Raw genomic sequence first — 26,998 nt, forward strand, 5'->3', positions numbered from 1 at the left:
TTTCGTCACCCTAAATATACGGGTTGCGTTATAGATAGGCAATAGTAATTTCGATATATTTAAAAATTTCTAACATCTTCATGACAGAAAAAAGCTGGCCCAAGTAATCTGGACCAACTCCCTTTTTCTAAGATTTATTTAACTCAATGCTCCCGCTTGCAGACGATACATTGTTTCGTACCTTCCACCTAAAGCAACTAATTCTTCATGTGTACCGCGCTCAACAATTTTCCCTTTGTCTAATACAAGAATTTGATCGGCATTCTTAATAGTAGATAAACGGTGAGCGATAATAAAGGTCGTTCTTCCTTTTTTTAACACTTCCATTGCATGCTGGATAATTTCCTCAGTCTCAGTATCAATATTGGAAGTTGCTTCATCCAATATTAAAATTGCTGGGTCAAAAGCCAATGCCCGTGCAAATGATATTAACTGACGCTGACCAGAGGAAAGTGTACTTCCCTTCTCAATTACAGGCTCATCTAATCCCTTTTCAAGATTCTTTAGTACACGGTCTCCCCCAACTGCTTCAAGAGCTTTTTCAACAGTTTCTCTTGAAATACGCGGGTCTTTTAAACTCACATTTGTTTCAATCGTCCCTGTAAATAAATACGGATCCTGTAGAACGATTCCCATATGCTCTCGGAAGGATTGTCGCGAAATCGATAAAATATTTTTGCCATCAATGATGATTTTTCCCTTTTGAGGATCATAAAAGCGGAACAATAGGTTCATTATCGAGCTTTTCCCTGAACCGGTATGACCAACAAGGGCAATCGTTTCACCTTTTTTGGCTGAGAAGTTGATATTCTTCAATACATATTCATCGTCCTTATAGGCAAAGGATACATTTTCGAACTCTACATTTCCTTCATAGCGCGGAATGGATTCCTCACTCACAGGCTCTCCTTTGCGATCAAGTAGCTCAAACACACGAGAACCCGCTACTAAAGAACGTTCCAATTGTGAAAATTGATTGACGATATTTACAATCGGACCAAATAATCGCGTTATATAATCCACGAAGGCGTAAAGAGTCCCTGCTGTAATTACTTCTGTTGTTGTCATTGACTGTGTACCAAAATAGTAAATAAACACGACAAAGAACAATAATCTTAAAACATGCACTAGGTTGAATGATGTTGCAGAATCTAAGAATAATAGCTTTCTTTGATATTCATAATGCTCATTATTCATCTCAGCAAACTCATCTTTCATTTGCTTCTCACGCTTGAACGCTTGAATAATTGTCATTCCTTGAATCGATTCGTTGATCATTGCGTTAATATCTGCAATTTTCGTACGCACAACATGATTATACTGAGAAGCATATTTTCGATAAGCTACCATCCAGATATAAATCACTGGCACAACGATTAAGGCGACAAGTGCCATCTTAACATTCAAGATAAAGAGCGCTACATAAACTCCCAGAATCGAGATGAAGCTCGTCACAAATTGAGATAGCACCTGAACATATAAATTATGAATTGCTTCGGTGTCATTTGTTACACGAGCAACAATTTTCCCAGCAGGTAAATTATCAAAGTAATCGATGGACATTGTTTGGATATGACCAAAGACATCTTTACGAAGCTTTTGAATAATGCGGTTCGCTCCGATTTGTAAATAGATAAACATAAAATAACGTAGTATTGCCGTTGCAATTGATAACACGAAAAACACAATTAGTAGATTTACTATCGGCTGCAAGTCAATTGACCCTGGCGTCATATAATTATCAATAATATGCTTCGCAATGAACGGTCCAGCTAAATCCGTCAAAACTGCAAGTGTTAATAATGCTAATCCTATAAAGATTGGCTTTTTGAAATACATTGCATAGTTGAATAAACGTTTACTAGTACTCATTCGCTAGGCACCTCCTCTAGCTGTTGGCGATCATACTGTTCCTTGTACCAGCCTTGTTTTTGAAGGAGCTCCTCATGGGTTCCTTCTTCCATTATTTGTCCCTCATCTAATACGATAATTTGATCTGCATGCTGGACAGCAGACAAACGATGGGTCGTAATAATAGTAGTTTTTCCTTTTCTCACATGACCGATATTCTCTATAATTTTCGCTTCAGTTTTAGCATCTACCGCAGATAATGAATCATCTAAAATAAGGATTTCTGGATTCTTAATCATGGCACGAGCAATCGACACACGTTGCTTCTGCCCTCCAGAAAGAGAAATCCCCTTTTCTCCAACTAAAGTTTCCAGCCCCAATGGTAGATTCTTTAAATCATTTTCAAAATACGCAAGCCGAACTGCCTCATCAATTTCTTCACTTGTCGCATCTTCTTTTCCGAATAAGATGTTTTCTCGAATGGTCCTTGAGAATAGCACATGATCTTGAGGAACATAGCCAATCCATTCAAGCAGCTGTTCTTTTGTTAGCTTTGCAATATCGACATCTCCAACAGTAAATTGACCTTCAGCTAGTGGGTATTCCTTTAGTAATTGCTTTACAAAGGTTGTTTTACCAGCACCGGTCTTCCCTACGATTCCAAGTGTTTGGCCTCGTTTTACATGCAAGGAAATATTCTGCAGGTTTTTCATTTGAGACAAAGGATATTGGAATGTAAAATCATCAAACCCAAGAGATGTTGGATATTGAACATTACCAGGCTCTTTTGGATTTTTTACATCCTGCTCATAATCTAAAGTCGCTTGAACACGGTCAAGCGACGCATTCCCTTGCTGCATGACATTTATCAATTCACCAATTGCTATCATTGGCCAAACCGCTAAGCCTAAATAAACATTAAATGTAACTAGCTGCCCAACTGTCATTTCACCATTTGATACTAAGAAAGATCCATACCCAAGAGCTACAACATAACTAACCCCGGTACCTACTTTTGTAATTGGACCAAATAATGCATTGATTTTGGCAACATGGATATTTTTCTGATAAACTTCCTCACTCATATCAGCAAAGCGTTTTTCATCCTTCTTTTCTTGTACATAAGCACGAATTACTCGAACACCTGCAACGGATTCCAGTACATTATCATTTAAATCACCAAAAGAATCCTGTGCCTTCATATAACGTTCATGTACGATTTTTCCAAAATACTGCATAAGTACGGCCATAATCGGAATCGGAAGCATAGAGAAAATAGTCAGCTTCCATGATATTAAGAATCCCATCGCTAAAATAATGGCACCCATATAAATCGTAGAATCGAATAACGTCATAATTCCGAACCCTGCTGTTAATGAAACAGCATTTAAATCATTGGTGGCACGAGCCATTAAATCTCCCGTACGATTCTTCTCATAAAAGGTCGGTGTCATCCTTAAAAATTGATACATTAGTTTCTTTCTTAAAATTCTTTCTAACGATAATGCGCCACCAAACAACTGATATTGCCATGTAAAATTAATCATATAACCGAATACAATTATCAGCCCAAGCCATAGCAAATAATTACTTAAAGAATCAGATGTCATTGTACCAAGGGCAATATCATCAATCGCTACCCCTATAATCCATGGCGGTACTACTTCTATAACATTAGCAACTGTTAATAAAACAACTGCGATCAAATACCTTTTCCAATAAGCTTTAAAAAACCACTTTAATTTAAACATTACTTCAAACATTTAAGCACCTTCTCCTAATTTACTATTCAACTTCACTATCCACTATCTGTACACTCTCTTTTTAACAACTTTCTAGTGAAACGACTTTTCATAATACTCTCTCCTTTTCCATAATTTTCTAGCCGCGCACAAAAAAAATACACCTATCCTCCTGTGAGATAGGTGCTCATAGAAAAAGGATACAAGTATCCAATACCTGTATCCCCTCATTACTTTTATGCGCGTCCTTTATAAATATAAGAAAGCTTGAGGTAGGCTTGGATTATCGTATTTAATTGCTGGCGGCAAAATGTTTTTAATTTTCATAATCCTAACCTCCTTTTCTAATATTTATAATTTACATATAAATCGTAGCATATCCATTTTTTGAAAGTCAACAATTTTTAGAAAATAGAAATATTTTAACATAGCTTTACAATCAACGTGTCTATTCTATGATTTTAGTAAAGCAAAAATGTCATAAAATATTAAAATATTCTTTAAGACAAATTTGTAGTCACTATTTGTATTTTCCTCATAAATATTTTATCATTGTATTATTCAATCATTTTTTATTATAGGAGGTGTACTCTTTGTTCGCACCCCTCATTCGGGCGAGGAACAAAGATAGTATTTGGACGTAGACATAGTAGAGTTAACCATTAAGTTGGCAGCATTTTTCTTGTTAATTGCTGCTACGGCATTTTTTGTTGCAACTGAGTTTGCAATCGTAAAAGTAAGAACTACTCGTATCGATCAATTAGTTGCAGAGGGCAACAAAAAAGCAATGAAAGCTAAAAAGGTTGTATCAAATTTAGATGAGTATCTATCTGCCTGCCAGTTAGGTATTACCATTACAGCCCTAGGTTTAGGTTGGTTAGGTGAACCTACATTTGAGCTGATTTTACATCCTTTATTTGAACTGATGAATTTAGACGCAACGCTATCTTCACTGCTTTCATTCATTATTGCGTTTATGTTTGTTACGTATTTACACGTTGTCGTAGGAGAGTTAACACCAAAAACGTTTGCCATTGTAAAATCAGAAGAGCTTACCTTGAACCTAGCAGGACCAATAATGGTATTTTACAAGGTAATGTATCCATTTATCCGTACTCTAAATGGCTCTGCACGTGCATTAACAGGTCTATTTGGCCTTAAATTGGCATCTGAATCTGATGTAGCTCATTCTGAAGAAGAACTTCGTATTATCCTAACAGATAGTTATAAAGGCGGAGAGATTAATCATTCTGAATACGAATATGTAAATAGTATTTTCGAATTCTCTGACCGTACAGCGAAGGAAATTATGGTACCTCGAACTGAAATTGTTAGTCTTGAAAAAGACTTAACAGTAAAAGAAGTATTTGAAGTAATGGGGGTAGAACAATATACTCGTTACCCTATCACTGATGGAGACAAGGACCACGTCATCGGCTTAGTAAATCTTAAGCATTTACTTACTGCCTATATAAAAAATCCTGCAAACGGTAACAAGCCTGTAGTTGATTATATGCAGCCAGTCATCCGTGTGTTTGAGACAGTTCCAATTAGTGATTTATTACTGAAAATACAAAGTGAACGAATTCATATGGCGATCCTAATGGATGAATATGGTGGAACATCTGGTCTAGTTACAATTGAAGACATTATCGAAGAAATTGTTGGTGATATTCAAGATGAATTTGACGAGGATGAAATACCAGAAATACAAGAAATTAGTGATAACCATTACATCTTAGATGCTAAATTGTTAGTTGACGAAGTAAATGATATGTTAGGTATTACGATTGATGATGAAGATGTTGATACCATTGGTGGTTGGTTCTTAACGAAACGATTCGATGCTGTCGAAGGCGATAGCTTCGATTTCGAAGGCTATGAATTCAAAATTAAAGAATCAGACGGCCATCATATTCTTTACATTGAAATAACAAAACTACCTGAGTCAGAAGAATCTGATCAAGTAGAAGAATCAGAAGAATAATTAATGCCAAAATAATGAGTATGTCTCAAAAGTTTAATCATTCAACTTTTGGGACATTACTTTTTATGAAAGCATTGAGAACTGATTTTTGTAACTAACTAAAGCTTGGGTTGCAAAAAACGGAGCCGTCTCATTTCAAAAGAGACGGCTCTGTTTTGTCTTGTTCTAAAGTTTTGCCAGGAGGAAACATTGTGGAGCTATATACAAATTTACGAGCTGGGGAAAAAGGTGCTTGGCTATCTATTGGTACCTATTTAATCCTGAGCTCCATAAAACTAACAATCGGATATTTTGGACACTCAGACGCATTAAAAGCAGACGGACTAAATAATACAACAGACATTATTGCTTCGATTGCCGTCCTAATTGGTTTACGAATTTCTCAACGACCACCGGATTCCAATCACCCATATGGACATCTACGTGCAGAAACAATCGCTTCCTTAATTGCATCTTTTATCATGATGATGGTAGGTTTACAGGTTCTCCTTAGTTCACTCATGAATTTATGGAACCCTATTCGGGAAACACCCTCCTCTTTAACTGCCTATGTAGCATTAGGGAGTGCAATAGTCATGTATGGTGTTTATCGTTACAATTTGGCCCTTTCAAAAAGAATCAATAGCTCCGCAGTAAAAGCAGCAGCCTACGATAATCGATCCGATGCACTGGTAAGTATCGGTACAGCCATCGGGATATTCGGGGCAATCATTGGATTTTCGATTATCGATACAATAACAGCAGTAGTCGTGGCCATCATTATCATAAAAACAGCTATTGAAATCTTCTGGGAGGCTGTTCAAACATTATCAGACAGCTTCAACATAGAGGAAGCCGAAACATTATCAGTATTAATAAATAATGTTGCTGGTGTGATAGATCTAGTCGACGTTAAAGGTAGGTCTCATGGAAATGTCAGCTTTATAGATGTTACTGTAACTGTAAACCCCCATTTAGATGTCCGGCAAAGCCATGAAATTACTGAAAAAATTGAGTCAACAGTGAAAAAGTTTAATCCCTATTGTATGGTATTTGTCCATATCGAGCCACATGAGCTGCCAACAGCCACCGATGAGGATTATCATTTCTAAGTTAATATTAAAGTGTGCAGCTTACAGTATTGTAGGCTGTTTTTTTGTTGGGGATCAGGTTGAGGTTGAGGGTTTGGGGAATCTAGCCACTTTCAATGATAATCTAGCCACTTTATAAAAAACAAAAAAAAGCTCAATCTCCTCCTAAAAGAGAGATCAAGCCATTTAAATAACGTCACCTATTGAATTTCGCTACCCTCTGTCAGTCCATGCTTGACGGCGTAAAGCGCTGCTTGCGTACGGTCTTGAACATCTAGCTTTGTAAAAATGTTGGAAATATGCGTCTTTACTGTTTTTTCTGTAACAAATAAAGACGAGGCAATTTCGCGATTACTTTTCCCTTTTGTTAGCTCGGCTAAAACGTCTCGTTCCCTTGGAGTCAACGTATTTTTAACATGAGGTAAATTTTCTTCCTCACGAAGAGTTTCTTCCAATTGCGTCGTTGCAGCTGGATGAATAATATTCTCACCCAGGATAATTTGCCGGATAGAGTTCACTAATTCATCTGGTTCAATATCCTTTAATTGATAGCCAGCAGCTCCTGCTTGAATCGCAGGCAAAACATGATCTTTATCGGAAAAGCTTGTTAGCATTAGGATATGAACCTGTGGCCATTTGGCTTTGATCTTTTTTGTTGCCTGTATACCATCCATTTCAGGCATGACAAGATCCATTAATACGATATCAGGTTGCAGAGATTCAACAAGCTCAACAGCCTCTACCCCATTTTTTGCTTCGCCAATTACTTCAATATCCTTTTGTGTCTTTAAGAAAAATAGTAAACCACGTCGTACAACATGATGGTCATCTGCTATTAAAACTCGAATCATTATATCCCCCCTAATATGGTAAACGGATTAATAGCTCCGTTCCCTTCCCAATTTGGCTCACCCAATCGGCGGAGCCTCCAAGTGCTGCTGAACGGTCCTGTATGGATTGTAAACCGATAGAAGGAAGACTCTTTTCTGGATCAATCACAAATCCTCTTCCCTCATCCTTAATGACGAGCAATATATCCGTTGGCGTTACGGTAATATAAATGATTGCCTCTTGTACCCCTGCATGCTTACGTATATTATTTAAGGCTTCCTGTGTAATACGAAATAATGTTTCTTCCACCCGTGATGGAAATTGGATGACCCCTGAGACATTGACTGTCAAATTTATATTTAACATTTCTGCGTAAGCTTTGATCGCCTCTAGTAGCCCACTTTCTAAGCCCTTTGGACGCAATTGCCAAATAAGTGCCCTCATTTCAGTTAAGGCTGACTGTGTTAGCTGTTGAATTTCTTTGAATGTATCCTTGATTTCTGTGGCTTCACTCATTTCAATTCCTGCTCGTGCTGTTAGCGTTACGGAGAACAGTAATTGATTTACAGAGTCATGTAGATCTCGTGCCAACCGATTTCTTTCTCGGACTAAAGCAATTTCCTGCTCCTGCTTCGTTAAATTGATACGTTTAATGGCTGAACCCATTTGAAAGGCTACAGATTCTAGTAGCTCTAATTCCTCTTCTGAAAACTTATTTGTTTTAGGAGAAGCAACATTTAAAATACCAAACCGCTCATCACCTGATTGCAGTGGTACTGTCGCATGATGCGTAATGTCGGCATTATCCCCTGTTTTTGATTCGATAGCCGCTTCGATTCGTTGACACTCAATGATATTGGAAGCCTTTTTCAGTTCATTTTTTCGATATCGAGAAACACACCAGCAGCCACCCTTTTGTAAATGATGACAATTATTAAACTCTAGTGCCTCGGGTAAATTTTCATGAGCAATTAACTCATTCTTCCCTTTTTCATTGATAAAGAAAATCCAGCCGGTTTCAAAATTTGTTCCTCTTAAAAACTTGCTTAAAGCACCCTTTAACATCGGAATCAAATCAGTTTCTTCATTTAGTAACTCTGCAATTTCTTTTAGAATCGTTATATTGGAATGATCATTTACAGACAAGCTTTGTACACCTCACAATATCACCCTGTGCGCATTTGTAATCTATTTTTCGAACAAGCCTTCATAGGTTTTTTATTAACTAATCATATCATTGAATAACACCCTACCGCATTTGTATGGCCCTCATACTTTTGGATGAATTTTTTTGGGTTGGATAAATAACTTGTCCAACATAGAGAAAAAGCTGCTATTTTCCCCTTAGAATAATTGATAAATCTCACTCTAATTTCATTATTAAAATTTATGAATTTTACTAATATTGTGTGACTTTCGGTGTATAATAGAGACGTATTATGTGTAACAAGGGGGAGTTAGAATGCAGGTAGTAAATCCAAGTACCACAAATGCCTATCGTTTAGCCTATGAGTCAATTCGAAATTTGATATTAAGCGGTGAGTTAATAGGTGGTATAAAGCTTGTGGAGGAACGGTTAGCTGAAAAAATCGGGGTTAGTAGAACACCTATAAGAGAAGCAATTCGACATCTCGAACAAGAAGGTTTAATCAAAAACAAACGTGTTTATAAACCCACAAAGGAAGACTTAATCTACTCATCAGAGTTAATCACATTAATCGAAAGTCACGCGGCCAAAAAAGCGGCCGAAAACATGACAAAAGAAAAATTAAGCCAATTAAAGCAAATCTTGAAGGAATCCAAAAATGGTAGTATCGATGAAATTGTAAGCGCAAACAAGAAATTCCACGATCTAATACTTGCAGAATGTAATAATCCTGTGATGCTAGAGGAAATTCAAAAATTGAATACGGTTTTCTATTTATATCGCCGTTTACTTATAAAAAACAAAAGACCCTTATTATATGAGGAGCATGAAGAAATCTATCAAGCAATCGCCTCAAAAAATGGTGAATCAGCCTCCGAATTAATGCGTAAACACCTAGAGATGGACCTGAAATATATGCTACGCTACTCTAGTATTTTTTAATAACCATGAAAGCAGATTCATATTATTGTCAAATTCACTCCTATGTGTATTTATTTTTAATTCAAAATAATTTACTTCTATTTGCGAACAAATTATAATCAAAACTGTTAGTAAACTTGGCTAATTGCTTTTTAGGATTTGGCTTAGTTGTACTTATGTGGATAATAAGGCTTTAAACTTACTTATCTTCAATAGAACATGATTTTCAGGAGATGCTAAATGAATAAAAAACTAGAAAATAGTTTGCTATTTATATGGCTAACGTCATTAGTAGCAACACTCGGCTCCTTATATTTTTCTGAAATACGCAGCTACGAGCCTTGTGAGTTATGCTGGTATCAACGAATTCTTATGTATCCAATTTTGCTTATGACAACCGTAGCTTACATACAAAAAAATGCACGGATTGCGGTCACAACTGCAGTCTTCTCATGCATTGGTGGTGCCATCTCTCTTTATCATTATGGTATTCAAAAGCTCGACTTCTTATCAGAATCAGCTCCCGCATGTGGACGAGTTCCATGTACAGGACAATACATTAATATGTTCGGCTTTATTACCATACCATTCTTAGCTGGCGTTGCGTTTATCTTAATCGCTATTACTAGCTTCTATATGATAAAAGTTATGAAGGGAGAAAAACAATGAAAAAATTGGGAATTCTAGGCGCAGTTGTCGTAGTACTTTTTGCAGCTATCATTATTCTAACAAACTTAGCAAATCAAGATAAGTTAAAGGACAATCCTTATGATACCGATAGCTTAGATCAAGCAACAATTGATTTACTTGATAATGAAAATTATCAAAATATCATTTTACCTGAAGAGCTAGAAGAAAAAATTGACTCAGGTGAACCTGTAGTTGCTTATATGTTCAGCCCAACGTGTATTCACTGTCAGGCAATGACTCCTGCTCTTATGCCAATCGCCGATGAAGTTGACGTACACATTGATCAATATAATCTTTTAGAATATGATCAAGGCTGGAACCAATACAACATTGAGTCGACACCAACTTTAATTTACTTCAAAGATGGTAAGGAAGTAAATCGTATTATTGGCGACTATTCTAAAAATCCAGATGTAATTTATGATTTTTTAGAGCAAACTAAATCATAATGCAAGATAAAATTTAAGAGAAGTGATGAATAATCGTGTTCATTTTTGGACACGATTATTCTTATTTTGGAGGTAAAAATATGTTCCAATATGAAATCGTACAAGATGGTTTAACTGTAGAAGAATTACTGCGTGAGAAATGGCGCCTTGGGAAAAAAATTGTGCATGAGCTACGTATGGCAAAAGCGGTGACGTTATCCGACGGAACTCCTGTATTATGGAAGGATCCTCTGAAAACAGGAACTATTCTGGAATTTAAATTTGAAGTTCCCTCTTCAAATTACAGACCAACAGATGAGTGTGAGCTGACAATTCAATACGAGGATGAGCACTGCCTCATTGTGTCCAAGCCAAAAGGAATGGCAACCCATCCAAATGACGAGTGGGATGTAGATACATGCATGAATCACGTAATTGCCCATATCCAAGAAAATGGTGGCCATTATGCTGAGCATGTTCACCGACTTGACCTTGGAACGAAAGGTTTATTATTAGTAGCCAAGCATCAAATTGCAAAATCTATTTTCGACCGTATGATTGAAGAAAAATCGATTGTGAGAACCTACGAGGCGGAAGTACAAGGAAACATTCGTCAGGATAGTGGGACGATTAATGAAGCAATCGGAAAAGACCGTCACCATGCAACTCGTCGTGTCGTTTCACCAACTGGTCAGCAAGCAATTACCCATTTTGAAGTGGTAAAACGCTTTAAGGGTACATGTCTAGTTAATTTAGTGCTTGAAACGGGGCGTACTCATCAGATTCGTGTTCACTTGGCACATATCGGCCATCCAATTGTTGGGGACACGATGTATGACGCGCGACAAACGGCCTCTGGCGATTATGAATTACACGCCATCCAATTAGAATTTGACCATCCGTTCTTGAATAAGCGGATAGTTGTGAAGGATCAATAAATTAAGAAATAGAGTGTAAAATCACTGTGATTTTACACTCTATTTTTTATCGTTGAATTTATGTTTCAGGATCTCCTATACTGGTTGGGTTAAAGTGTGTTGAAATAAAGGAAAAATTTCCGCTTAAATCAAAAAATATGCAATTTTTTTCATTAAATAAAAGAAAATTTTCCTTCTATATTGCTCAAATCCTTGTATTTTGTCTAATTTAAGACCGTTAACCGAAATTTCTTCGCTTATATCTGCTAATTAAGCCTTCACTATATGCATTAACCGAAAATTTTCCGCTTAAGGATTTGTTCGTTTATCTAAATATAGAAATTAGCATGGCTACCTCCAGCTTTCCAAAATGCAGCTCCACGCTTTTCCTATATTATTTAGTCGGTTCTTCCATTCTTCTCATTCCAAAAGAGCAACCACTGCTCAATAACAGGCTGCCCATTTTTCTAGAATTAAAAATCAAACTTAAAGCTGTCTGGGTTTTGGCCGAAACGTTGATTTCTGTTCAATTTATCTAACTCTGCCATTTGCTCAGTAGACAATTCAAAATCAAAAACCTGTGCATTTTCTTCGATACGGCTCGGTGTTACTGATTTTGGAATGGAAATGATATCCTGCTGATAATGCCAACGCAGGATTACCTGTGCTGTGGACTTCCCTACATCTCGCGCAATTTTCATAATAGTTTCATCCTGAAGAATACCACCGCGACCTAATGGCGACCAAGCAGTAACCGCTATATTATTTTCAGTACAAAAAGCTCTTAAATGCTCCTGAGATAAATACGGGTGTAATTCTACTTGATTTACCATTGGCTTTGTATTAGCTTCTGCAAATAGCATTTGAAGATGATGTATATGGTGATTCGATACACCTGGCACGCGAATTAACTTTTCCTCGTACAGGCGTTCAATTGCACGATAAGTCTCCACAAATTTACCTTCTACTGGCCAATGCGTTAAATACAAATCTATATATTCAAGACCTAGTTTTTTCAGTGATGTTTCAAAGGCACGTAATGTTTGATCATAGCCCTGATCGGTATTCCATACTTTCGTTGTAACAAAAATATCCTCGCGCGGGATGCCAGAAGAGCTAATCGCTTCCCCAACCTCTTCCTCATTGTAATAAAGCGCAGCTGTATCAATTGCACGATATCCCATTACAAGGGCTTTACTCATTGCTTGAATTGCTTCTTCTTTGTCCGTCATTTTGTAAACGCCTAAGCCTAAATATGGCATATTTACTCCATTAGCCAATGTTTTTGATGGAATCACTACTGTCACTTTAACTCACTCCTATCTTTTCTATCACCATTATATGATGAATTACAAACATACTAAAACAATCGCATTAATATTTGCCACTATTATTATTCATTTCTAGAAACTATCTATTCTCGACTCTCATAAACGTTATATTTTTCTAGTATTTTTGTATATTTTCTCGTTCTAACTATTAATTTATTTAAATATAAATAATAAAGGACTATTTTCTTATTCTTACGTCCGTTTGTTATGTAAATTTAGGGAGGCTGATATTTATGATGGATACACCGTTATTGTTAACAAGCTTTTTAGAACGGGTGGAAAAATATTATCCCGAGAAATTAATCATTTCAAGAACTAGTACAGATACCACTCATCGCATTACTTATAAGGAATATGTGAAGCGCACACGAAAACTTGCAAGCGCTTTAACAAAGCTAGGTATGAAAAAAGGAACAAAGGTCGGCTCTTTCGCATGGAATCACCATCGCCATCTGGAAGCTTATTTTGCAGTACCTTGTGCTGGCGCCATTTTGCATATGATTAATATCCGTTTATCACCTGAGCACATTATTTATGTGATTAATCATGCTGAGGATGAAATTTTATTAATCGATGGTGATCTACTCCCTTTATTTGAAAAAGCAATTCCTTATCTTAAAACGGTGAAGCATATTGTCGTAATGCAGGATAATATGGATATTCCACCATCAAGCTTCCCTAATATTCATTCCTATGAAAAATTACTTGCTGAAAGTGAAGATACATTTGATTTCCCTAAGGATTTAGATGAAAATACTCCTGCAGGAATGTGTTATACAAGTGCCACTACGGGGATGCCAAAGGGGGTAGTTTATTCTCACAGAGGAATCGTTCTCCACACTCTAGCACTTGGGCTTGCTGACAGTATGGGCGTTCGTGAACAGGATGTGCTATTACCAATTGTTCCAATGTTCCATGCGAATGCTTGGGGATTACCATTTGCAGGTGTTGCTTATGGTTCAACTCAGGTATTGCCAGGTCCAGCCTTCACACCAGCCTTGATTCTTGACTTAGTCGAGCAAGAAAAGGTGACCTTAACTGCAGGTGTCCCAACGATTTGGTTAGGTACAGCACACGAACAACAGAAAAATCCTCGAGATATTTCATCGTTACGAGCTGTAGTTTGTGGAGGCTCTGCTTCACCAAAAGGATTAATCAAAACGTTTGAAGAGCAATTTAAAGTTCCATATATCGTAGGCTACGGAATGACTGAAACTTCTCCGATTGTTTCACTATCAAATTACACATCTGCTATGGACGACTGGACGGCAGAGGAAAAATTAGATATTCGAGCTTCTCAGGGGTTAACGGTACCTTTACTTGATACTGAGATAGTGAATGAGAGTGGTGTAGTGCCGTGGGATGGGCAAACAATGGGCGAGCTTCGTATACGCGGCCCTTGGATAGCAAATGAATACTATAAAGACGAACGTTCCGCTGACGCATTTAAGGACGGATGGCTTTACACTGGTGATATTGCCGTTGTAACTCCAGAAGGATACATTAAAATTACAGATCGTACGAAGGATCTTATCAAAAGTGGTGGTGAATGGATTTCATCAGTTGAATTAGAAAATGCTTTAATGACACATGAAGCAATTTTCGAAGCAGCTGTTATTGCCATTCCTCACGAAAAATGGCTAGAACGCCCATTAGCCTGCGTTGTTTTGAAGGAAGGAAAAGAAGTGACTAAAGAAGAATTAATCAATTATCTCGATGGACAATTCGCAAAATGGTGGCTACCAGATGATATTGTTTTCTTGAGCGAAATTCCAAAAACATCTGTTGGTAAATTCTTAAAAGCTAAGCTAAGAGATGAGTTAAAAGATTATCAAGTGAACGCTTAACAAAAAGGGGTATCTCCTATTGGGGACACCCCTAAATACTTTTAATTTTTTCGCGTAAGACTCTCTTTTTCATCATTATCGTTGTCGAGCTCATCAAATTGTATAGGGTCTGGGAAACGTTCATCTTCCTCTAATTGTGCTCCATCACGCATCCGTTCCATCTGTTTTCCAAGAAAAATTAAGTCTTCCATATTATTTGCCATTGTTCCACTTAAAATTGATTTATCGTTTTCTTGTCCCACAATTATCAGCCTCCTTTCTATATTGTTCCCAATTAAATTGAATTGAACCTTATTCATTATGAGAAATTAAAGTAGTAAAGTTTTTTTATTTGAGCTATACTAAATAGAGAGATTTTATATACACAAGGAGGATACTTCCATGGGTTTAGTATTAATTCTTGGTGTCACAGTAGCATTCTTAATCGCTATCTTTACAGCTGGTTATGAAGGCGATTACACATCAAACAAGTAATCTCAATCTAAGAAGCCTGGGTAACTCGAGTTATCCAGGCTTCTTTTTATATCGTTTTTCATTTCGGATAAGCTATTGGCATGATAAATTTACAAGCACTAAGTCACATAAAGTAATTTAAAGGAGACATGATTTATGCCCACTCATTTTCATAAAAAGCCTAATATGTATGTTTCTCATATTCAGTTAAAGGTATCAAACCTAGAACGTTCACTTGATTATTATAAAAACATCATAGGATTTAATGTTTTAGAGCAAACAAAGATGTCTGCTGTTTTAACCTTTGACGGCACGACAAGCATACTATCCTTAGAGGAAGTACCAGCTGCCCTTCCATTGCGCCGTGGCGTGACAGGACTTTATCACTTTGCTCTATTACTCCCTACTCGTAAGGATCTTGGTAACTTCATTCAGCAAATCATTCAGAAAAATGAGCGTGTTGGCGCTGGTGATCATCATGTAAGTGAAGCCTTTTACTTAAACGATCCAGATGGCAATGGTATTGAAGTATATTCTGATAGACCTGAGCAGGATTGGTTATGGCATGAGGATGGTATGGTTTACATGACAACTGAACAGGTTAATGTTCAATCCGTTCTAAGTGACGCAGACGGTAAATGGAATGGCCTGCCAGCAGGTACAGTTATGGGTCACATCCATTTATCAGCAGCCAACTTAACCGATAGCGAAAAATTTTACACACAGGCTTTAGGCTACGATATTGTAACCCGTTACGGAAACCAAGCATTATTCCTATCTACTGGCAAATATCATCATCACATCGGTTTAAATACATGGGAAAGCTTAAACGGCTCTCCAGCTCCCGAAAACAGTGTCGGACTTAAATCATTCACAATTGTGCTCAGTAACGAAGCTGAAGCAGATAAAATCAAGGAAAACTTGAAGTCATTGGGTGCTAGAGTTGAAGCGTTTGAAGGAGCGTCAAAGTTTGGCGGGGCTCAAGCCTTCTCAACCCTTGATCCATCTGGGATACGTATTGTTTTTACTTTGGATGAAACTTGATTCATAAAGGTGACTCATTAAAGACTTTCATTGTTAAGTCTTTAGATTGGGTTACCTTTTTTTATTTGTAGTGGCGCTTTGTTGTTTTTGGGAAATGTGTGTTGCTCTCTCTTCCCCTAAACACGGGAATCTTTGGCTTTCGGGTAATGAGCTGCTCTCTCTGTTTCCCTTAAACCAGCGTTTCCTTGGCTTTCGGGAACTGAGCTACTCTCTATGTTCCCCTAAACCAGCGTTTCCTCGGCTTTCGGGCAATGAGCTGCTTCCTCTGTTCCCTTAAACCAGCGTTTCCTCGGCTTTCGGGCAATGAGCCGCACTCTCTGTTCCCCTAAACCAGCGTTTCTTCGGATTTCGAGCAATGAGCTGCTTCCTCTGTTCCCTTAAACCAGCGTTTCCTCGGCTTTCGAGCAATGAGCTGCTCTCTCTGTTCCCCTAAACCAGCGTTTCTTCGGATTTCGAGCAATGAGCTGCTCTCTCTGTTCCCCTAAACCAGTGTTTCCTCGGCTTTCGGGCAATGATCTGCTTCCTCCCTTCCCCTAAACCAGCGTTTCTTCGGTTTTCGAGCAATGATCTGCACTCTCTCTTCCCCTAAACAAGAGAATCTTCTGCTTTCGAACAACGAGCCGCACTCTCTGTCCCTTAAACCAGCGTTTCTTCGGCTTTCGGACACTGAGCCATGCACACTCTCTTCCCCTAAACAAACGCTTTCCCCTATTCATGCAGTGACAGGCTATTCCAATTCAGCCAAATGGCGAATATATTCTCTTCCTTGTACCAATTAAAATAGAAAAAAAGGGGGAGTTTTTATGAGCACTCATTGGCCAACAGAATTGCCAGTAGTACAGGTACGTGTTGCAAGGCCCACAGACCAAATTGAAGAGCTGGAAAAGTTTTATTGTGATGGAGTTGGATTAGAGAAAATCGGTTCCTTTACTGGGCATCGAGGATATAGGGGTTTATTAATAGGTATGCCTGATTCAAGTTACCATCTGGAATTTACACAGCATGATGATGGTAGCCCTTGTCCTGCACCGAGCAAAGATAATCTACTTGTATTTTATATGCCGAATCAAAATTCAATTGATGCAATTGCAAAGCGGCTAATGAATATGGGGTATCCAGAGGTCGCTCCTGAAAATGGATATTGGGAAGAAAAAGGGGTTACCATAGAAGACCCCGATGGATGGCGTATTGTCCTGATGAATACAAACGGAATATAAAATAAAGCTCCATTGTGTAACCGAATTACACTAATGGAGCTTTTCTCTATTTTAATCCTGGGAAACTTTGCTGACGTAATGCTTCGTAAATGATGATGGCTGCTGTGTTTGATAAATTTAACGAGCGCACATGATCACTTTGCGGGATTCTCAAGCATTTATCGCGACGTTCATAGGCAAAATCCTTCGGCAGACCTGTTGTCTCTTTCCCAAACATGAAATAAATATCTTTTTCTTTATCGCTAAAGTCGTGGTTCGAATATGGTTCATCACTGTAAGTTTCAATTAGGAATACCTCACCACTTTTCGAATACTCCATAAAGTCTTCTAAACTATTGTGATAAACAATATTGACTGAATGCCAATAATCTAATCCGGCACGTTTCAGCATTTTGTCATCCGTTGAAAAGCCAAGTGGGCGGATTAAATGTAAGGATGTATTTGTTCCTGCACAAGTACGGGCAATATTTCCCGTATTGGCTGGGATTTCTGGTTGATATAAGACGATATGCAATGGCAAATCATGACACTTCCCTTTATAACTAAATTTCTACTGCACTTTTATGATCATTTAAACGAATTTGTGCGCGGATAAGCTTGGTTTGTGGTCACTTAAACTTCTTTTTGATCACATGGAACCTATTCTGATCACTTAAAATCGTTTATAAGCACTTGACTGGTTGTGATCACTTAGCTCCGGTTATGATCACATAAAACCGTTTCTGATTACACAAGTAATCCGGCACCCACGTTGCTTCTTTCCATTTCCAGCGAAAGCATTATTACTCCCCTCAAGTAGCCAATAACTTTAGCCCCTTCTCAATCTCACTAAGAACTTCCTCATCCTGCTCTACAACAAGCGCCTTCTTTAGTGCTTCTTCTGCATCAGCACCACCAATTTTCCCGATTGCCCATGCGGCTGTGCCTCGCATGACTGGGCGCTCATCTTTATTCATAATGGCGATTAAATCCGGCACCGCTGATTCTTCTTTAAAGTGTGCTAGGGCAATAATTGCGTTACGCTGAATTGGCTTCTTTCCTCTCCAGGAGCCTGACATGTAGCCAAAGCGAGATTTGAATTCTTTATTTGACATTTGAAGTATTGGTTGTAATAAGGGCTTTACTAACTCTGGGTCCGGCTTGAATTCCTCATGAATCCAGTTGCTTTTCCCTTTATTTTTCGGGCAAACTGTTTGGCATGTATCGCAGCCATATATCCGATTTCCTAGCTCTTTCCGAAACTCGTCAGGTAAAAAATCCTTCGTTTGCGTTAGGAAGGCTACGCAACGCTGTGAATTTAGCTGACCACCTTCGACCAAAGCACCTGTAGGACAGACATCTAGGCAAAGTCGGCAATCGCCACATTCATCCTCAATTGGTATATCAGGTTTAAAAGGAATATTGGTAATCATTTCTCCTAAGTATACGTACGATCCGAACTCCGGGGTGATAATAGAGCAATTCTTGCCGCTCCAGCCAATGCCAGCACGTTCAGCAACTGCTCGATCCACAAGCTCCCCCGTATCAACCATCGATTTCGTTTGAACATTAGGAATACGCTCTTTCAGCCACTCTTCAATTAGGTTCAAACGCTCCCTTACAGCAACATGGTAATCCACTCCCCATGAAGCCCTTGCAAAAATACCACGACGTGCTCCCTTTTTACCTGTAGGAGCATCCTGCATTTTAGAGGGATACGCAAGAGCAATGGCAATAATGCTTTCTGCACTTTCTAACAAAAGCTTGGGCTCTGTTCTTTTTTCGATATCGGATTCTTCAAAACCCGATTGATAGCCCAACTGCTGCTGACGCTTCAATCGATTTTTCATTTCATGAAAGGGAGAGGCATGCGTAAAACCGATTTTGTCTACACCAATAGACTTTGCGTAATCTATTAAATCTTTTTGCAATTGGTCGATTTTCATTTTCGCATTCATCTCCTTTATTTGGTAAAATATATAATATCCGCTAATTACGGTGAAATTAAAAAATTGTAGGTGATTTGCTTGAACATCTCATTAGACAAAGCACTTTTTCAAACAAACGACCAATTTAAAATCGGCATTATCCATTATACCAAAATTGTCGTGTCAGAATCTCCTCAAATGATAAAAGGCCGCACACAGCTTTACCAGGAAAACCTGTATTTGGAGCTGCAAGAAAATCCAGTTACACAACGAGAAGGAATTGCTGAATGGCGTGCTGTCTGGAAGTCATTTGGAGCTGATCCGAACCGTTATCGACACTCTGCCGAGAGCTTAATGCGCCGAATTTCAAAACAGAACTATTTAACGCCATTCCACTCTGCAGTTGATCTTAATAACTTTTTCTCCCTTCTATATGAAATTCCGATTGGTATCTATGATATGGAAAAGCTAGTTGGCGATATTGAAATATCTTTAGGTCATGAAGAAACAGGATATGAGGGATTAAACGGTCGCTATAATTCATTAAATAAAATCCTATATAGTAAAGATCAAGTAGGAGCCTTTGGTAGCCCTTTTGTTGATTCAAAAAGAACAGCGGTTACAGAAGAAACTACTGAAGCCATTCAAATTTTCTATCTAAGACCATCCATAGATGAATCAGAGTGCCAGCAACTATTGGCCACTGCTGGAAAAATGTTCACACAAGTAAATGGCGGTGACTTCAAGAGCTACTTACTAGATAACAATAATCTACATATATCAATAGAGGGGTGATTGCTATGAAAAAGATACCGTTAGCAGAAGGCGTTAAGCTAAAAAGTATTTTAACGAAAAAAATCCAAGAGCTGATACATGAAATACATCAGGTTTCACATGCCGTTGTCGAAAAGGGACAACAACCAAAATCGTCTGGTCGACCAATCCTAGAAGTAGAAGCCGAGCTCGCACAGGTTCGCAAGGATTCTCGTTTACTAGATAAGCTTATATATCGAGCTAATGTAGATAATCTGGTTTCTTTTAAGGGCGAAGAGCTTCCTATTGTAGAGGCGATTGAACTTGCTTCCCAATTACGAGCTGAAGCCGGTCTATATAAGCAGCTTAGCCACTCGGAAAAAGAACAATTCTATACTGCAAGTGAATCAGTTATTTTCTATAATGTGGCATTGTATGACCCTGAAGAATACCGAAAACGTTCAATAGAAATAGAAAAAGAAGCACACCGATTATCGAATCTCATCAACGCTAAGAACTATCAGGTTGAAATTGAATTTGATGATTCTGCTTATATCTAACTCGGTGCGGTGAGACTCCAACCCGAGGCGTATGTACTGTCAACAACTTTCAAATAGTCTGCATACCGATTACCTGTTACCTGTTACTTTGTGACCGTTAACTAATAACCAACTATAGTGAAGGCTCAAAAACTCAGTGTAATCTTATATTGACGGTACTTACGTTAGAAAACCACGATTACGGCTAATTTAGCGTTTAATCGTGGTTTTTCTTTTTCTACATTAATTATTCAACTCCAGGGAGAATTCTCAGCATTTTTAAATCAGCATCTAAAATTACCTCAACACCTAGCGGGATTCCGATATTTGGTTCACAGTGCCCTATCATAAAGCCTGCTACTGTAGGTTTTGCAAGTGGTTTTAGATATTCCTCCAGAAGCGACCACACATCCTCTAATATTCCGTCAGGGATTGCAGTAAAGTTTCCAATAACAAATCCAGCTGCTTCCTCTAGTTTACGTGCAAGACGAAGCTGATTTAGCATGCTATCAATATTTTCAATCGACTCACCGATATCCTCGAGTAATACGATTTTCCCTTTTGTATCAATTTCAAATTTCGTGCCTAACGTACTCACCAAACGATTTAGATTTCCTCCAGTTAACTCCCCACGCGCATTTCCTTGAACTAGTGTTTGTAATGGCGTTAGATTTTCATCGTATTGAATTTCAAACGGTGAAAATAACTGCTGGAACATTCTCTTCGAAAGCTCTGAAAATTCATTAGCGCCTCCAGATGAAAGCATTGGACCATGAAAGGTTACGATATTGGAGTACTCCTGAAAAGCTGTATGGAGATAGGTAACATCTGAAAAGCCCCAAAAGATTTTTGGATTTTCAGTTAATGATTGGTAGTCAATTCGGTCGGCAATCCGAGCTGCCCCATATCCCCCTTTTAAGCAGAAGATACCCTTTACTTCAGGGTCTTGAATCATTTTATGTAGGTCATTTAAACGTTCCTCATCCTTACCTGCTAAATATTTGCCTGTAAGTCCAACAGACTCACCTATTTTAACTCTCAACCCGAGTCCTTCTAGTAAGGCTATTTTTTCAGGTAAATACTCCATCGCAAGTGGTCCACTTAATGCTACAACTCCGACTGTATCACCTACTGATAATCTTTGTGGTCTAATTTTCATTAATCCTTCTCCTACCCAAGTTATTATTCATTTAGTTAAACTATAATACTATCTCTCCAAACTCGCCAATCATATGTAAATTAGAGCTCCCATATATTTTGCCCTTAAAAAAATTAAAAAAGTTTTAAAATAAAGGTTTATAGTTAAAAAATACGGGTAATAGTCAGGGATGCTAGTATTTTGGTTCTAAATGTATAATAAAATACTAGTTTTTAAACGTAATCTATTTAATTTATGCAGTATTTATAATAAACTTAAAGAAATCATTGGAAAAGGTAGGAAACGGAATGAAAAGTAAATTAAACTTAGGCATACGTTCGAAAATTACCTTTGGATATGTAATTATCGTTCTTGCCTTAATAGTGTCTGCGTTATTTTTGAATACCCAGATGCGCTCATTACAGAATGAACGCAACCAGGTTATACAGTATGACTCCCAGGTATTAAAGCTTTCTAATAACATTGAAAGAAATATATTAGAAATGCAGGCTGGAAAACGTGGATATATTATCACAGGTGATGATAGCTATCTCGAAAGCTATTATGAAGCAGGAGAAAATTGGGAGAAGGATTATACAACATTATATTCCTTATTAAACAATAGTCCTGAGCAGCTAGAAAAGCTTTCACTTATCAAGGCGACTATTAATCACTGGATTAGTACTGCCGGAGATCCAGTTATCGATATGAAGCGTAATGGACAAACAGAAGAGCTTACTCAGCATTTTACTGAAGATGAAGGAAGCTCTGATCTCGAGTTAATGGAACAGCAATTTGAAGAATTTAGAATTGCTGAAAACGAGTCTATTACTGCACTTACATCTGAATTAGATTCTCGAAATTCGAGAATTAGCATTGCACTAACTGTCTTTCTTATCATTGTTACGCTAGCAGCGATTACTATTGCGACAACTGTTTCAAACTCTATCATCAAGACAGTACAAAATGTAAAAGATTCAATACATAGGATTACTGATTCTAAGGGCGATTATGGAGAACGTATACAAGTAACCACAAATGATGAAATTAAAGACCTAGCCATTGCTACAAACGAATTACTTGATAACATGGAAAATCGAGAATGGTTACAAACGAACCTCGCAGCTCTATTGACCAAGTACCAAGGGGTTTCTTCAATAAATAAACTATCGGAAATCTTTTTATCAGAAATAACGAACATCACCGGAGCACTTTATGGAGCTTTTTATGTAGCAAATAAAAACCTGGACTCCACAGAATATATAAAAACAGCATCATTTTCTGGTACAGGTGAAGATATCGGAAGAGAATCCTTTAAGCTCGGTGAGGGATTAATAGGTCAGGTTGCAGTACGTCAGCAAGTATTCCATTCGAATAGCCTGCCAAAGGATTACCGCCTTATCAATACGGGCATCGGTGAAATACCTCCGAAAAGCATCTTAATTGTTCCAGTTAAATTCGAGGATAAAACCATTGCAGTCATTGAACTTGCTTCTTTAGAGGATTTTGAATCATTAGAAATTGAACTGGTTGAAAATATCCTAGAATCATTTGGCTTAACTGTTAATAGTATTATTGATCGAATGGAAATTGTTCGTCTATTAAACGAATCTAGAGCAATGACAGAAGAACTTCAAGCTCAATCAGAAGAATTGCAAACACAGTCAGAAGAATTACAATCTCAATCTGAAGAATTGCAAATGCAAACAGAAGAGTTAACTATTATTAACGAACAGCTTGAAGAAAGAACAAAAGATGCAGAAGCAAAATCGAAGGAACTTGAAATAGCTAAGAAGGAGCTTGAAGCTACTGCAGGACAGCTTATTTTAAGCTCTAATTATAAATCAGAATTCCTTGCGAATATGTCCCATGAATTACGCACACCGCTGAACAGTATTCTTATTCTTTCTGAGATGCTTGGTGAAAATGGAAATAACAACTTAACAGAAGAACAGGCAGAATTTGCTAAAGTCATTAACTCATCTGGTCAAGATTTATTGTCGTTGATAAATGATATTTTAGATTTATCAAAGGTTGAAGCTGGTAAATTAGATATATTATTTGGAGAAGTCAATATGGATGAGCTTCCACACTTATTGGAGCAAACCTTCTCCCCTGTTGCGAAACAAAAAGATCTTGAGTTTAATATTATCAAATCAGAAGATGTGGATGATATTTTCCATACAGATGAAAAACGATTCAATCAAATATTGAAAAATCTACTATCTAATGCATTTAAATTTACAGAGCAAGGATCTGTTACATTAGCGATAAATAAGCTAAATGAACAACAGATTTCAACCGATATGAAACAATTAAGTCCTGAATGGCTTGAAATAGCCATCGTCGATACTGGAATTGGGATCTCGAAAGAAAAGCATCAGCTTATTTTCGAATCCTTCCAGCAGGCAGATGGTGCAACTGTTCGTAAATATGGTGGTACAGGGCTTGGCTTATCCATCAGTAAGGAATTTTCAAAACTTCTTGGTGGCTGGATTGACCTGCAAAGTGAGGAAGGCAAAGGAAGTACCTTCACTTTAGTTCTACCAAGCTTACAAGATGGTTTAAGTAATGAGTGTTTAGAAGAGATTAACAAAGACCTCTCTAAAATGACACATGACGAGGTTGCTGCTGCAGAAGTAATTGAAGATATCGCCATTGAGGGTGAACTCATAAAACCAGAGGAAGTCCTTGAGCCTGCAGCAATCCCACACTTCCCTTCACTCGTTACGGAAACTGATATTTTTGAAGGGAAAAACGTCCTAATTGTGGATGACGATAACCGTAATATTTACGCGCTTAAAACGGCTCTTGAACACAATGGTATTAATATTTTAGTAGCTAAACACGGCGTAGAATGCTTGGAGATTATGAAATCCAATAATGATATCGACTTAGTATTAATGGATATTATGATGCCAATAATGGACGGCTATGAAACAATGACCCGTATTCGCCAGGACTTACAGCTAACGGAGCTTCCAATTATAGCGATTACTGCGAAAGCCATGAAGACTGACCGCGATAAATGTATCGAGGCCGGCGCATCGGATTATATCAGTAAGCCAATTAACTTAGAACAATTATTCTCAGTTTTACGTGTATGGTTAGTTTCACAAGGGAGCATGAAGAACGATGAGTAATCTATCTGATTTTGAATCACATAGTAATCTAAACACTGAATTTACAGACCTTGAAGTCGATTTATTGCTTAAAGCACTCTTTAGGTTATCCGGATATGATTTTCGATTATACAATCGTTCTTCCATTACACGCAGAATCCATAATCGAATGAGGGTTAGTAACCTTTCTACGGTTACTGAGCTAACAAATAAAATTATCCACGACCCAAGCTATTTGGAACAAATTTTAAATGATTTTTCGATAAACGTTACGGAAATGTTTCGGAATCCATCCTTCTTTAAAGCCTTTAGAAATGAAGTGATTCCGAAGCTGCGTGACTATCCAGAAATTCGTATATGGCATGCAGGCTGTGCATCTGGTGAAGAGGTATTTTCCATGGCCATTTTAATGGAAGAAGAAGGGTTAATGGAGAAAACGACGATTTACGCAACTGATATGAATGAGGATGTCTTAGAAAAAGCAAAAAACGGGGTCTTTCCTATCCACAAAATGCAGGCCTATACAAAAAATTATCAGCTTGCAGGAGGGAAAGAATCTTTTTCCAAGTACTATAAAACAGATAGACAAAATGCTTACTTTCATAATTCATTATTAAAGAATATCAGCTTTGCCCAGCATAATTTAGTAACCGATCAATCATTTAATGAATTTCATATTATCATTTGCCGTAATGTGCTTATCTACTTTACACAGCTACTGCAAAATCAAGTTCACAGTTTATTTTATGAAAGCTTGATGGCTGATGGATTCCTTGGTTTGGGCGACAAGGAAACCCTACGTTTTATAGATATCATGTCTAATTACAAAGAAGTAAATGGCACCGAACGCATTTACCAAAAAATAAAATAGTATATTAAAAAAACGGATACTCCATTTTAAAGGGGTATCCGTTTTTTATTAAGATTGAATATTTAATAGAACAAGACACATATCATCTGGTTGGTTAGTTTGTTTTTCCTTTGGCAAAAGTTCGTCTAATAGCATTTGAGATCCGCTCCACTTTTGCTGTGTAAGCTTTTTAACTCGATCCTCAGCTTCAAACTCATCAGGATTTATCGCCTCTAGTAAGCCATCAGTAAATAAGACAATCTGAGCCTCTTTTTCATAATGAAGGATTTGTTTTTCCACTTTTATATCATCAAAAAAACCAATGGCGCAGCTTCCTTGATCTAGTGGGATAATTCGATTGTCATCAATATTGACATACCCATGAGGATGTCCAGCGTTAACATACTCAATAGACTTAGCTTCAGTATCTATAACTAAATAGATTGCCGTAAAGTAATATGGAATGGATTCCTTTTCATTATGTAATTGTGCCATATAACGATTAAGCTCTTTTACTACCTCTGCTGGGTCAACTATCTGTTTGATAGCTTCTCTTAATACAGAGGATATAAACATGCATAGCAGTGATGCTGAAATCCCATGCCCCATCATATCTAAAAGAATAACAGCGTAGCGATGATCATTAATCTTGTACCAATAGTACATGTCACCTGCTAAATTAAATGATGGTAGATAGGATACCTCCACCTGTAATTTACTCTCTTTCAGAGGTGGGCTTAGTAGACTCCTCTGTACATTTGTTGCAAGGTCTAGTTCATATTGGATTTTCTTTTCATGCTGAGTATGCCAGTCTAACTCTGCCTTCAAGCGCAAAGCCACTCGAATACGCGCAAGTAGCTCAACCTTATCAATAGGCTTAGTTATATAATCGATACCACCTAAATCCAGGGCTTGTGCTAATTTATTTTTATCGTCTAATGCTGTGACAAAAATAATCGGAATATCCTTATAGCGCTCATTTGCTTTAAGCATTTTACATGCTTCAATTCCATCGATTTCAGGCATCATAATATCGAGCAATATTAAATCTACATGCTTAGTAGATGAAGCAGGTGCATCAAATTGTAGATAGTCAAAAAGCTCATGAGCAGAGGTTAATGAAACACAGTCATTATAGCCCACATTATTTAGAATCTTTTCAATAACAAATAAATTCACTTTATTATCATCGACTAGAAGAATTGTCACTTTT

Annotated in this window: 23 protein-coding genes; 13 read left to right on the plus strand and 10 right to left on the minus strand. The window is 37.6% G+C overall.

Features of this window, described 5'->3' with window-relative positions; all coding sequences use genetic code 11:
• Positions 1–138 precede the first annotated feature (138 nt).
• Together LG296_RS15855 and LG296_RS15860 are read right to left on the minus strand one after the other, a co-directional pair.
• Positions 139–1,872, minus strand: coding sequence for an ABC transporter ATP-binding protein (locus tag LG296_RS15855; protein WP_107936601.1), 1,734 nt, complete (start codon positions 1,870–1,872; stop codon positions 139–141).
• Positions 1,869–3,614 carry an ABC transporter ATP-binding protein gene (locus LG296_RS15860; RefSeq protein ID WP_107936599.1) on the minus strand — a complete coding sequence of 582 codons (1,746 nt, stop codon included), beginning with the start codon at positions 3,612–3,614 and terminating at the stop codon, positions 1,869–1,871. Before LG296_RS15860 ends, LG296_RS15855 begins: the two co-directional genes overlap by 4 nt.
• Before the next feature lie 646 nt (positions 3,615–4,260).
• On the opposite strand from LG296_RS15860, the gene LG296_RS15865 reads away from it, so the two are divergent.
• Together LG296_RS15865 and LG296_RS15870 are read left to right on the plus strand one after the other, a co-directional pair.
• On the plus strand, positions 4,261–5,580 hold the full coding sequence (locus LG296_RS15865) for a hemolysin family protein (RefSeq protein WP_181418085.1): 1,320 nt from the start codon (positions 4,261–4,263) through the stop codon (positions 5,578–5,580).
• A gap of 191 nt (positions 5,581–5,771) precedes the next feature.
• Complete coding sequence (locus LG296_RS15870) at positions 5,772–6,671, plus strand: cation diffusion facilitator family transporter (RefSeq protein WP_107936595.1); 900 nt, start codon at positions 5,772–5,774, stop codon at positions 6,669–6,671.
• A 179-nt stretch (positions 6,672–6,850) separates the two neighbouring features.
• On the opposite strand, the gene LG296_RS15875 is transcribed toward LG296_RS15870, so the two are convergent.
• Positions 6,851–7,501, minus strand: a complete 651-nt coding sequence (locus LG296_RS15875) for a response regulator transcription factor (RefSeq protein ID WP_107936594.1) — start codon at positions 7,499–7,501, stop codon at positions 6,851–6,853.
• 10 nt (positions 7,502–7,511) lie between these two features.
• The gene (locus LG296_RS15880) at positions 7,512–8,627 is read right to left on the minus strand and encodes a GAF domain-containing sensor histidine kinase (protein ID WP_107936592.1); all 1,116 of its coding nucleotides are present in this window, start codon (positions 8,625–8,627) and stop codon (positions 7,512–7,514) included.
• 316 nt (positions 8,628–8,943) lie between these two features.
• On the opposite strand from LG296_RS15880, the gene LG296_RS15885 reads away from it, so the two are divergent.
• The 4 genes from LG296_RS15885 to LG296_RS15900 all read left to right on the plus strand — a co-directional run bounded on the left by LG296_RS15885 (position 8,944) and on the right by LG296_RS15900 (position 11,605).
• A complete protein-coding gene (locus tag LG296_RS15885; RefSeq protein WP_107936590.1) occupies positions 8,944–9,570 on the plus strand; it encodes a GntR family transcriptional regulator in 627 nt (208 codons plus the stop codon).
• A gap of 219 nt (positions 9,571–9,789) precedes the next feature.
• Positions 9,790–10,218 (plus strand): disulfide oxidoreductase, encoded by a 429-nt coding sequence (locus tag LG296_RS15890; protein ID WP_107936588.1) that lies wholly within the window; start codon positions 9,790–9,792, stop codon positions 10,216–10,218.
• Positions 10,215–10,688, plus strand: a complete 474-nt coding sequence (locus LG296_RS15895) for a thioredoxin family protein (RefSeq protein ID WP_107936586.1) — start codon at positions 10,215–10,217, stop codon at positions 10,686–10,688. The genes LG296_RS15890 and LG296_RS15895 overlap by 4 nt, the downstream gene beginning before the upstream one ends.
• A gap of 80 nt (positions 10,689–10,768) precedes the next feature.
• Positions 10,769–11,605, plus strand: coding sequence for an RluA family pseudouridine synthase (locus LG296_RS15900; RefSeq protein WP_107936585.1), 837 nt, complete (start codon positions 10,769–10,771; stop codon positions 11,603–11,605).
• 452 nt (positions 11,606–12,057) lie between these two features.
• Here the strand turns inward: LG296_RS15900 and LG296_RS15905 are convergent, their stop codons facing one another.
• Positions 12,058–12,846 carry an aldo/keto reductase gene (locus tag LG296_RS15905; RefSeq protein WP_107936625.1) on the minus strand — a complete coding sequence of 263 codons (789 nt, stop codon included), beginning with the start codon at positions 12,844–12,846 and terminating at the stop codon, positions 12,058–12,060.
• Positions 12,847–13,148: 302 nt separating this feature from the next.
• On the opposite strand from LG296_RS15905, the gene LG296_RS15910 reads away from it, so the two are divergent.
• Complete coding sequence (locus tag LG296_RS15910) at positions 13,149–14,762, plus strand: long-chain fatty acid--CoA ligase (protein ID WP_251400943.1); 1,614 nt, start codon at positions 13,149–13,151, stop codon at positions 14,760–14,762.
• 41 nt (positions 14,763–14,803) lie between these two features.
• Here the strand turns inward: LG296_RS15910 and LG296_RS15915 are convergent, their stop codons facing one another.
• A complete protein-coding gene (locus tag LG296_RS15915) occupies positions 14,804–15,004 on the minus strand; it encodes a hypothetical protein (protein ID WP_235867674.1) in 201 nt (66 codons plus the stop codon).
• Positions 15,005–15,371: 367 nt separating this feature from the next.
• Between LG296_RS15915 and LG296_RS15920 the strand changes: the two genes are divergently transcribed.
• Together LG296_RS15920 and LG296_RS15925 are read left to right on the plus strand one after the other, a co-directional pair.
• Positions 15,372–16,259: a VOC family protein gene (locus LG296_RS15920; RefSeq protein ID WP_107936581.1), complete on the plus strand. Its 888-nt coding sequence runs from the start codon at positions 15,372–15,374 to the stop codon at positions 16,257–16,259.
• An 803-nt stretch (positions 16,260–17,062) separates the two neighbouring features.
• On the plus strand, positions 17,063–17,476 hold the full coding sequence (locus tag LG296_RS15925) for a VOC family protein (RefSeq protein ID WP_107936580.1): 414 nt from the start codon (positions 17,063–17,065) through the stop codon (positions 17,474–17,476).
• Positions 17,477–17,522: 46 nt separating this feature from the next.
• On the opposite strand, the gene trmL is transcribed toward LG296_RS15925, so the two are convergent.
• Together trmL and queG are read right to left on the minus strand one after the other, a co-directional pair.
• A complete protein-coding gene (gene trmL, locus LG296_RS15930) occupies positions 17,523–17,996 on the minus strand; it encodes a tRNA (uridine(34)/cytosine(34)/5-carboxymethylaminomethyluridine(34)-2'-O)-methyltransferase TrmL (protein WP_107936578.1) in 474 nt (157 codons plus the stop codon).
• A gap of 271 nt (positions 17,997–18,267) precedes the next feature.
• Positions 18,268–19,401, minus strand: coding sequence for a tRNA epoxyqueuosine(34) reductase QueG (gene queG, locus LG296_RS15935; RefSeq protein ID WP_107936576.1), 1,134 nt, complete (start codon positions 19,399–19,401; stop codon positions 18,268–18,270).
• A gap of 81 nt (positions 19,402–19,482) precedes the next feature.
• On the opposite strand from queG, the gene LG296_RS15940 reads away from it, so the two are divergent.
• Positions 19,483–20,178, plus strand: a complete 696-nt coding sequence (locus LG296_RS15940; protein WP_107936574.1) for a B3/4 domain-containing protein — start codon at positions 19,483–19,485, stop codon at positions 20,176–20,178.
• Between the two features lie 5 nt (positions 20,179–20,183).
• A complete protein-coding gene (locus LG296_RS15945; RefSeq protein WP_107936572.1) occupies positions 20,184–20,696 on the plus strand; it encodes a hypothetical protein in 513 nt (170 codons plus the stop codon).
• 226 nt (positions 20,697–20,922) lie between these two features.
• Here LG296_RS15945 and LG296_RS15950 read toward each other — a convergent pair whose 3' ends face one another.
• Positions 20,923–21,834 carry an LD-carboxypeptidase gene (locus LG296_RS15950; RefSeq protein ID WP_107936570.1) on the minus strand — a complete coding sequence of 304 codons (912 nt, stop codon included), beginning with the start codon at positions 21,832–21,834 and terminating at the stop codon, positions 20,923–20,925.
• Positions 21,835–22,121: 287 nt separating this feature from the next.
• Between LG296_RS15950 and LG296_RS15955 the strand changes: the two genes are divergently transcribed.
• Positions 22,122–24,956 (plus strand): response regulator, encoded by a 2,835-nt coding sequence (locus LG296_RS15955; RefSeq protein WP_107936568.1) that lies wholly within the window; start codon positions 22,122–22,124, stop codon positions 24,954–24,956.
• Complete coding sequence (locus tag LG296_RS15960) at positions 24,949–25,806, plus strand: protein-glutamate O-methyltransferase CheR (RefSeq protein ID WP_107936566.1); 858 nt, start codon at positions 24,949–24,951, stop codon at positions 25,804–25,806. Before LG296_RS15955 ends, LG296_RS15960 begins: the two co-directional genes overlap by 8 nt.
• 48 nt (positions 25,807–25,854) lie before the next feature.
• On the opposite strand, the gene LG296_RS15965 is transcribed toward LG296_RS15960, so the two are convergent.
• Positions 25,855–26,994: a SpoIIE family protein phosphatase gene (locus LG296_RS15965; RefSeq protein WP_107936564.1), complete on the minus strand. Its 1,140-nt coding sequence runs from the start codon at positions 26,992–26,994 to the stop codon at positions 25,855–25,857.
• Positions 26,995–26,998: the final 4 nt, after the last annotated feature.

Source organism: Ureibacillus chungkukjangi (assembly GCF_044795995.1).
GTDB lineage: Bacteria > Bacillota > Bacilli > Bacillales_A > Planococcaceae > Ureibacillus > Ureibacillus chungkukjangi.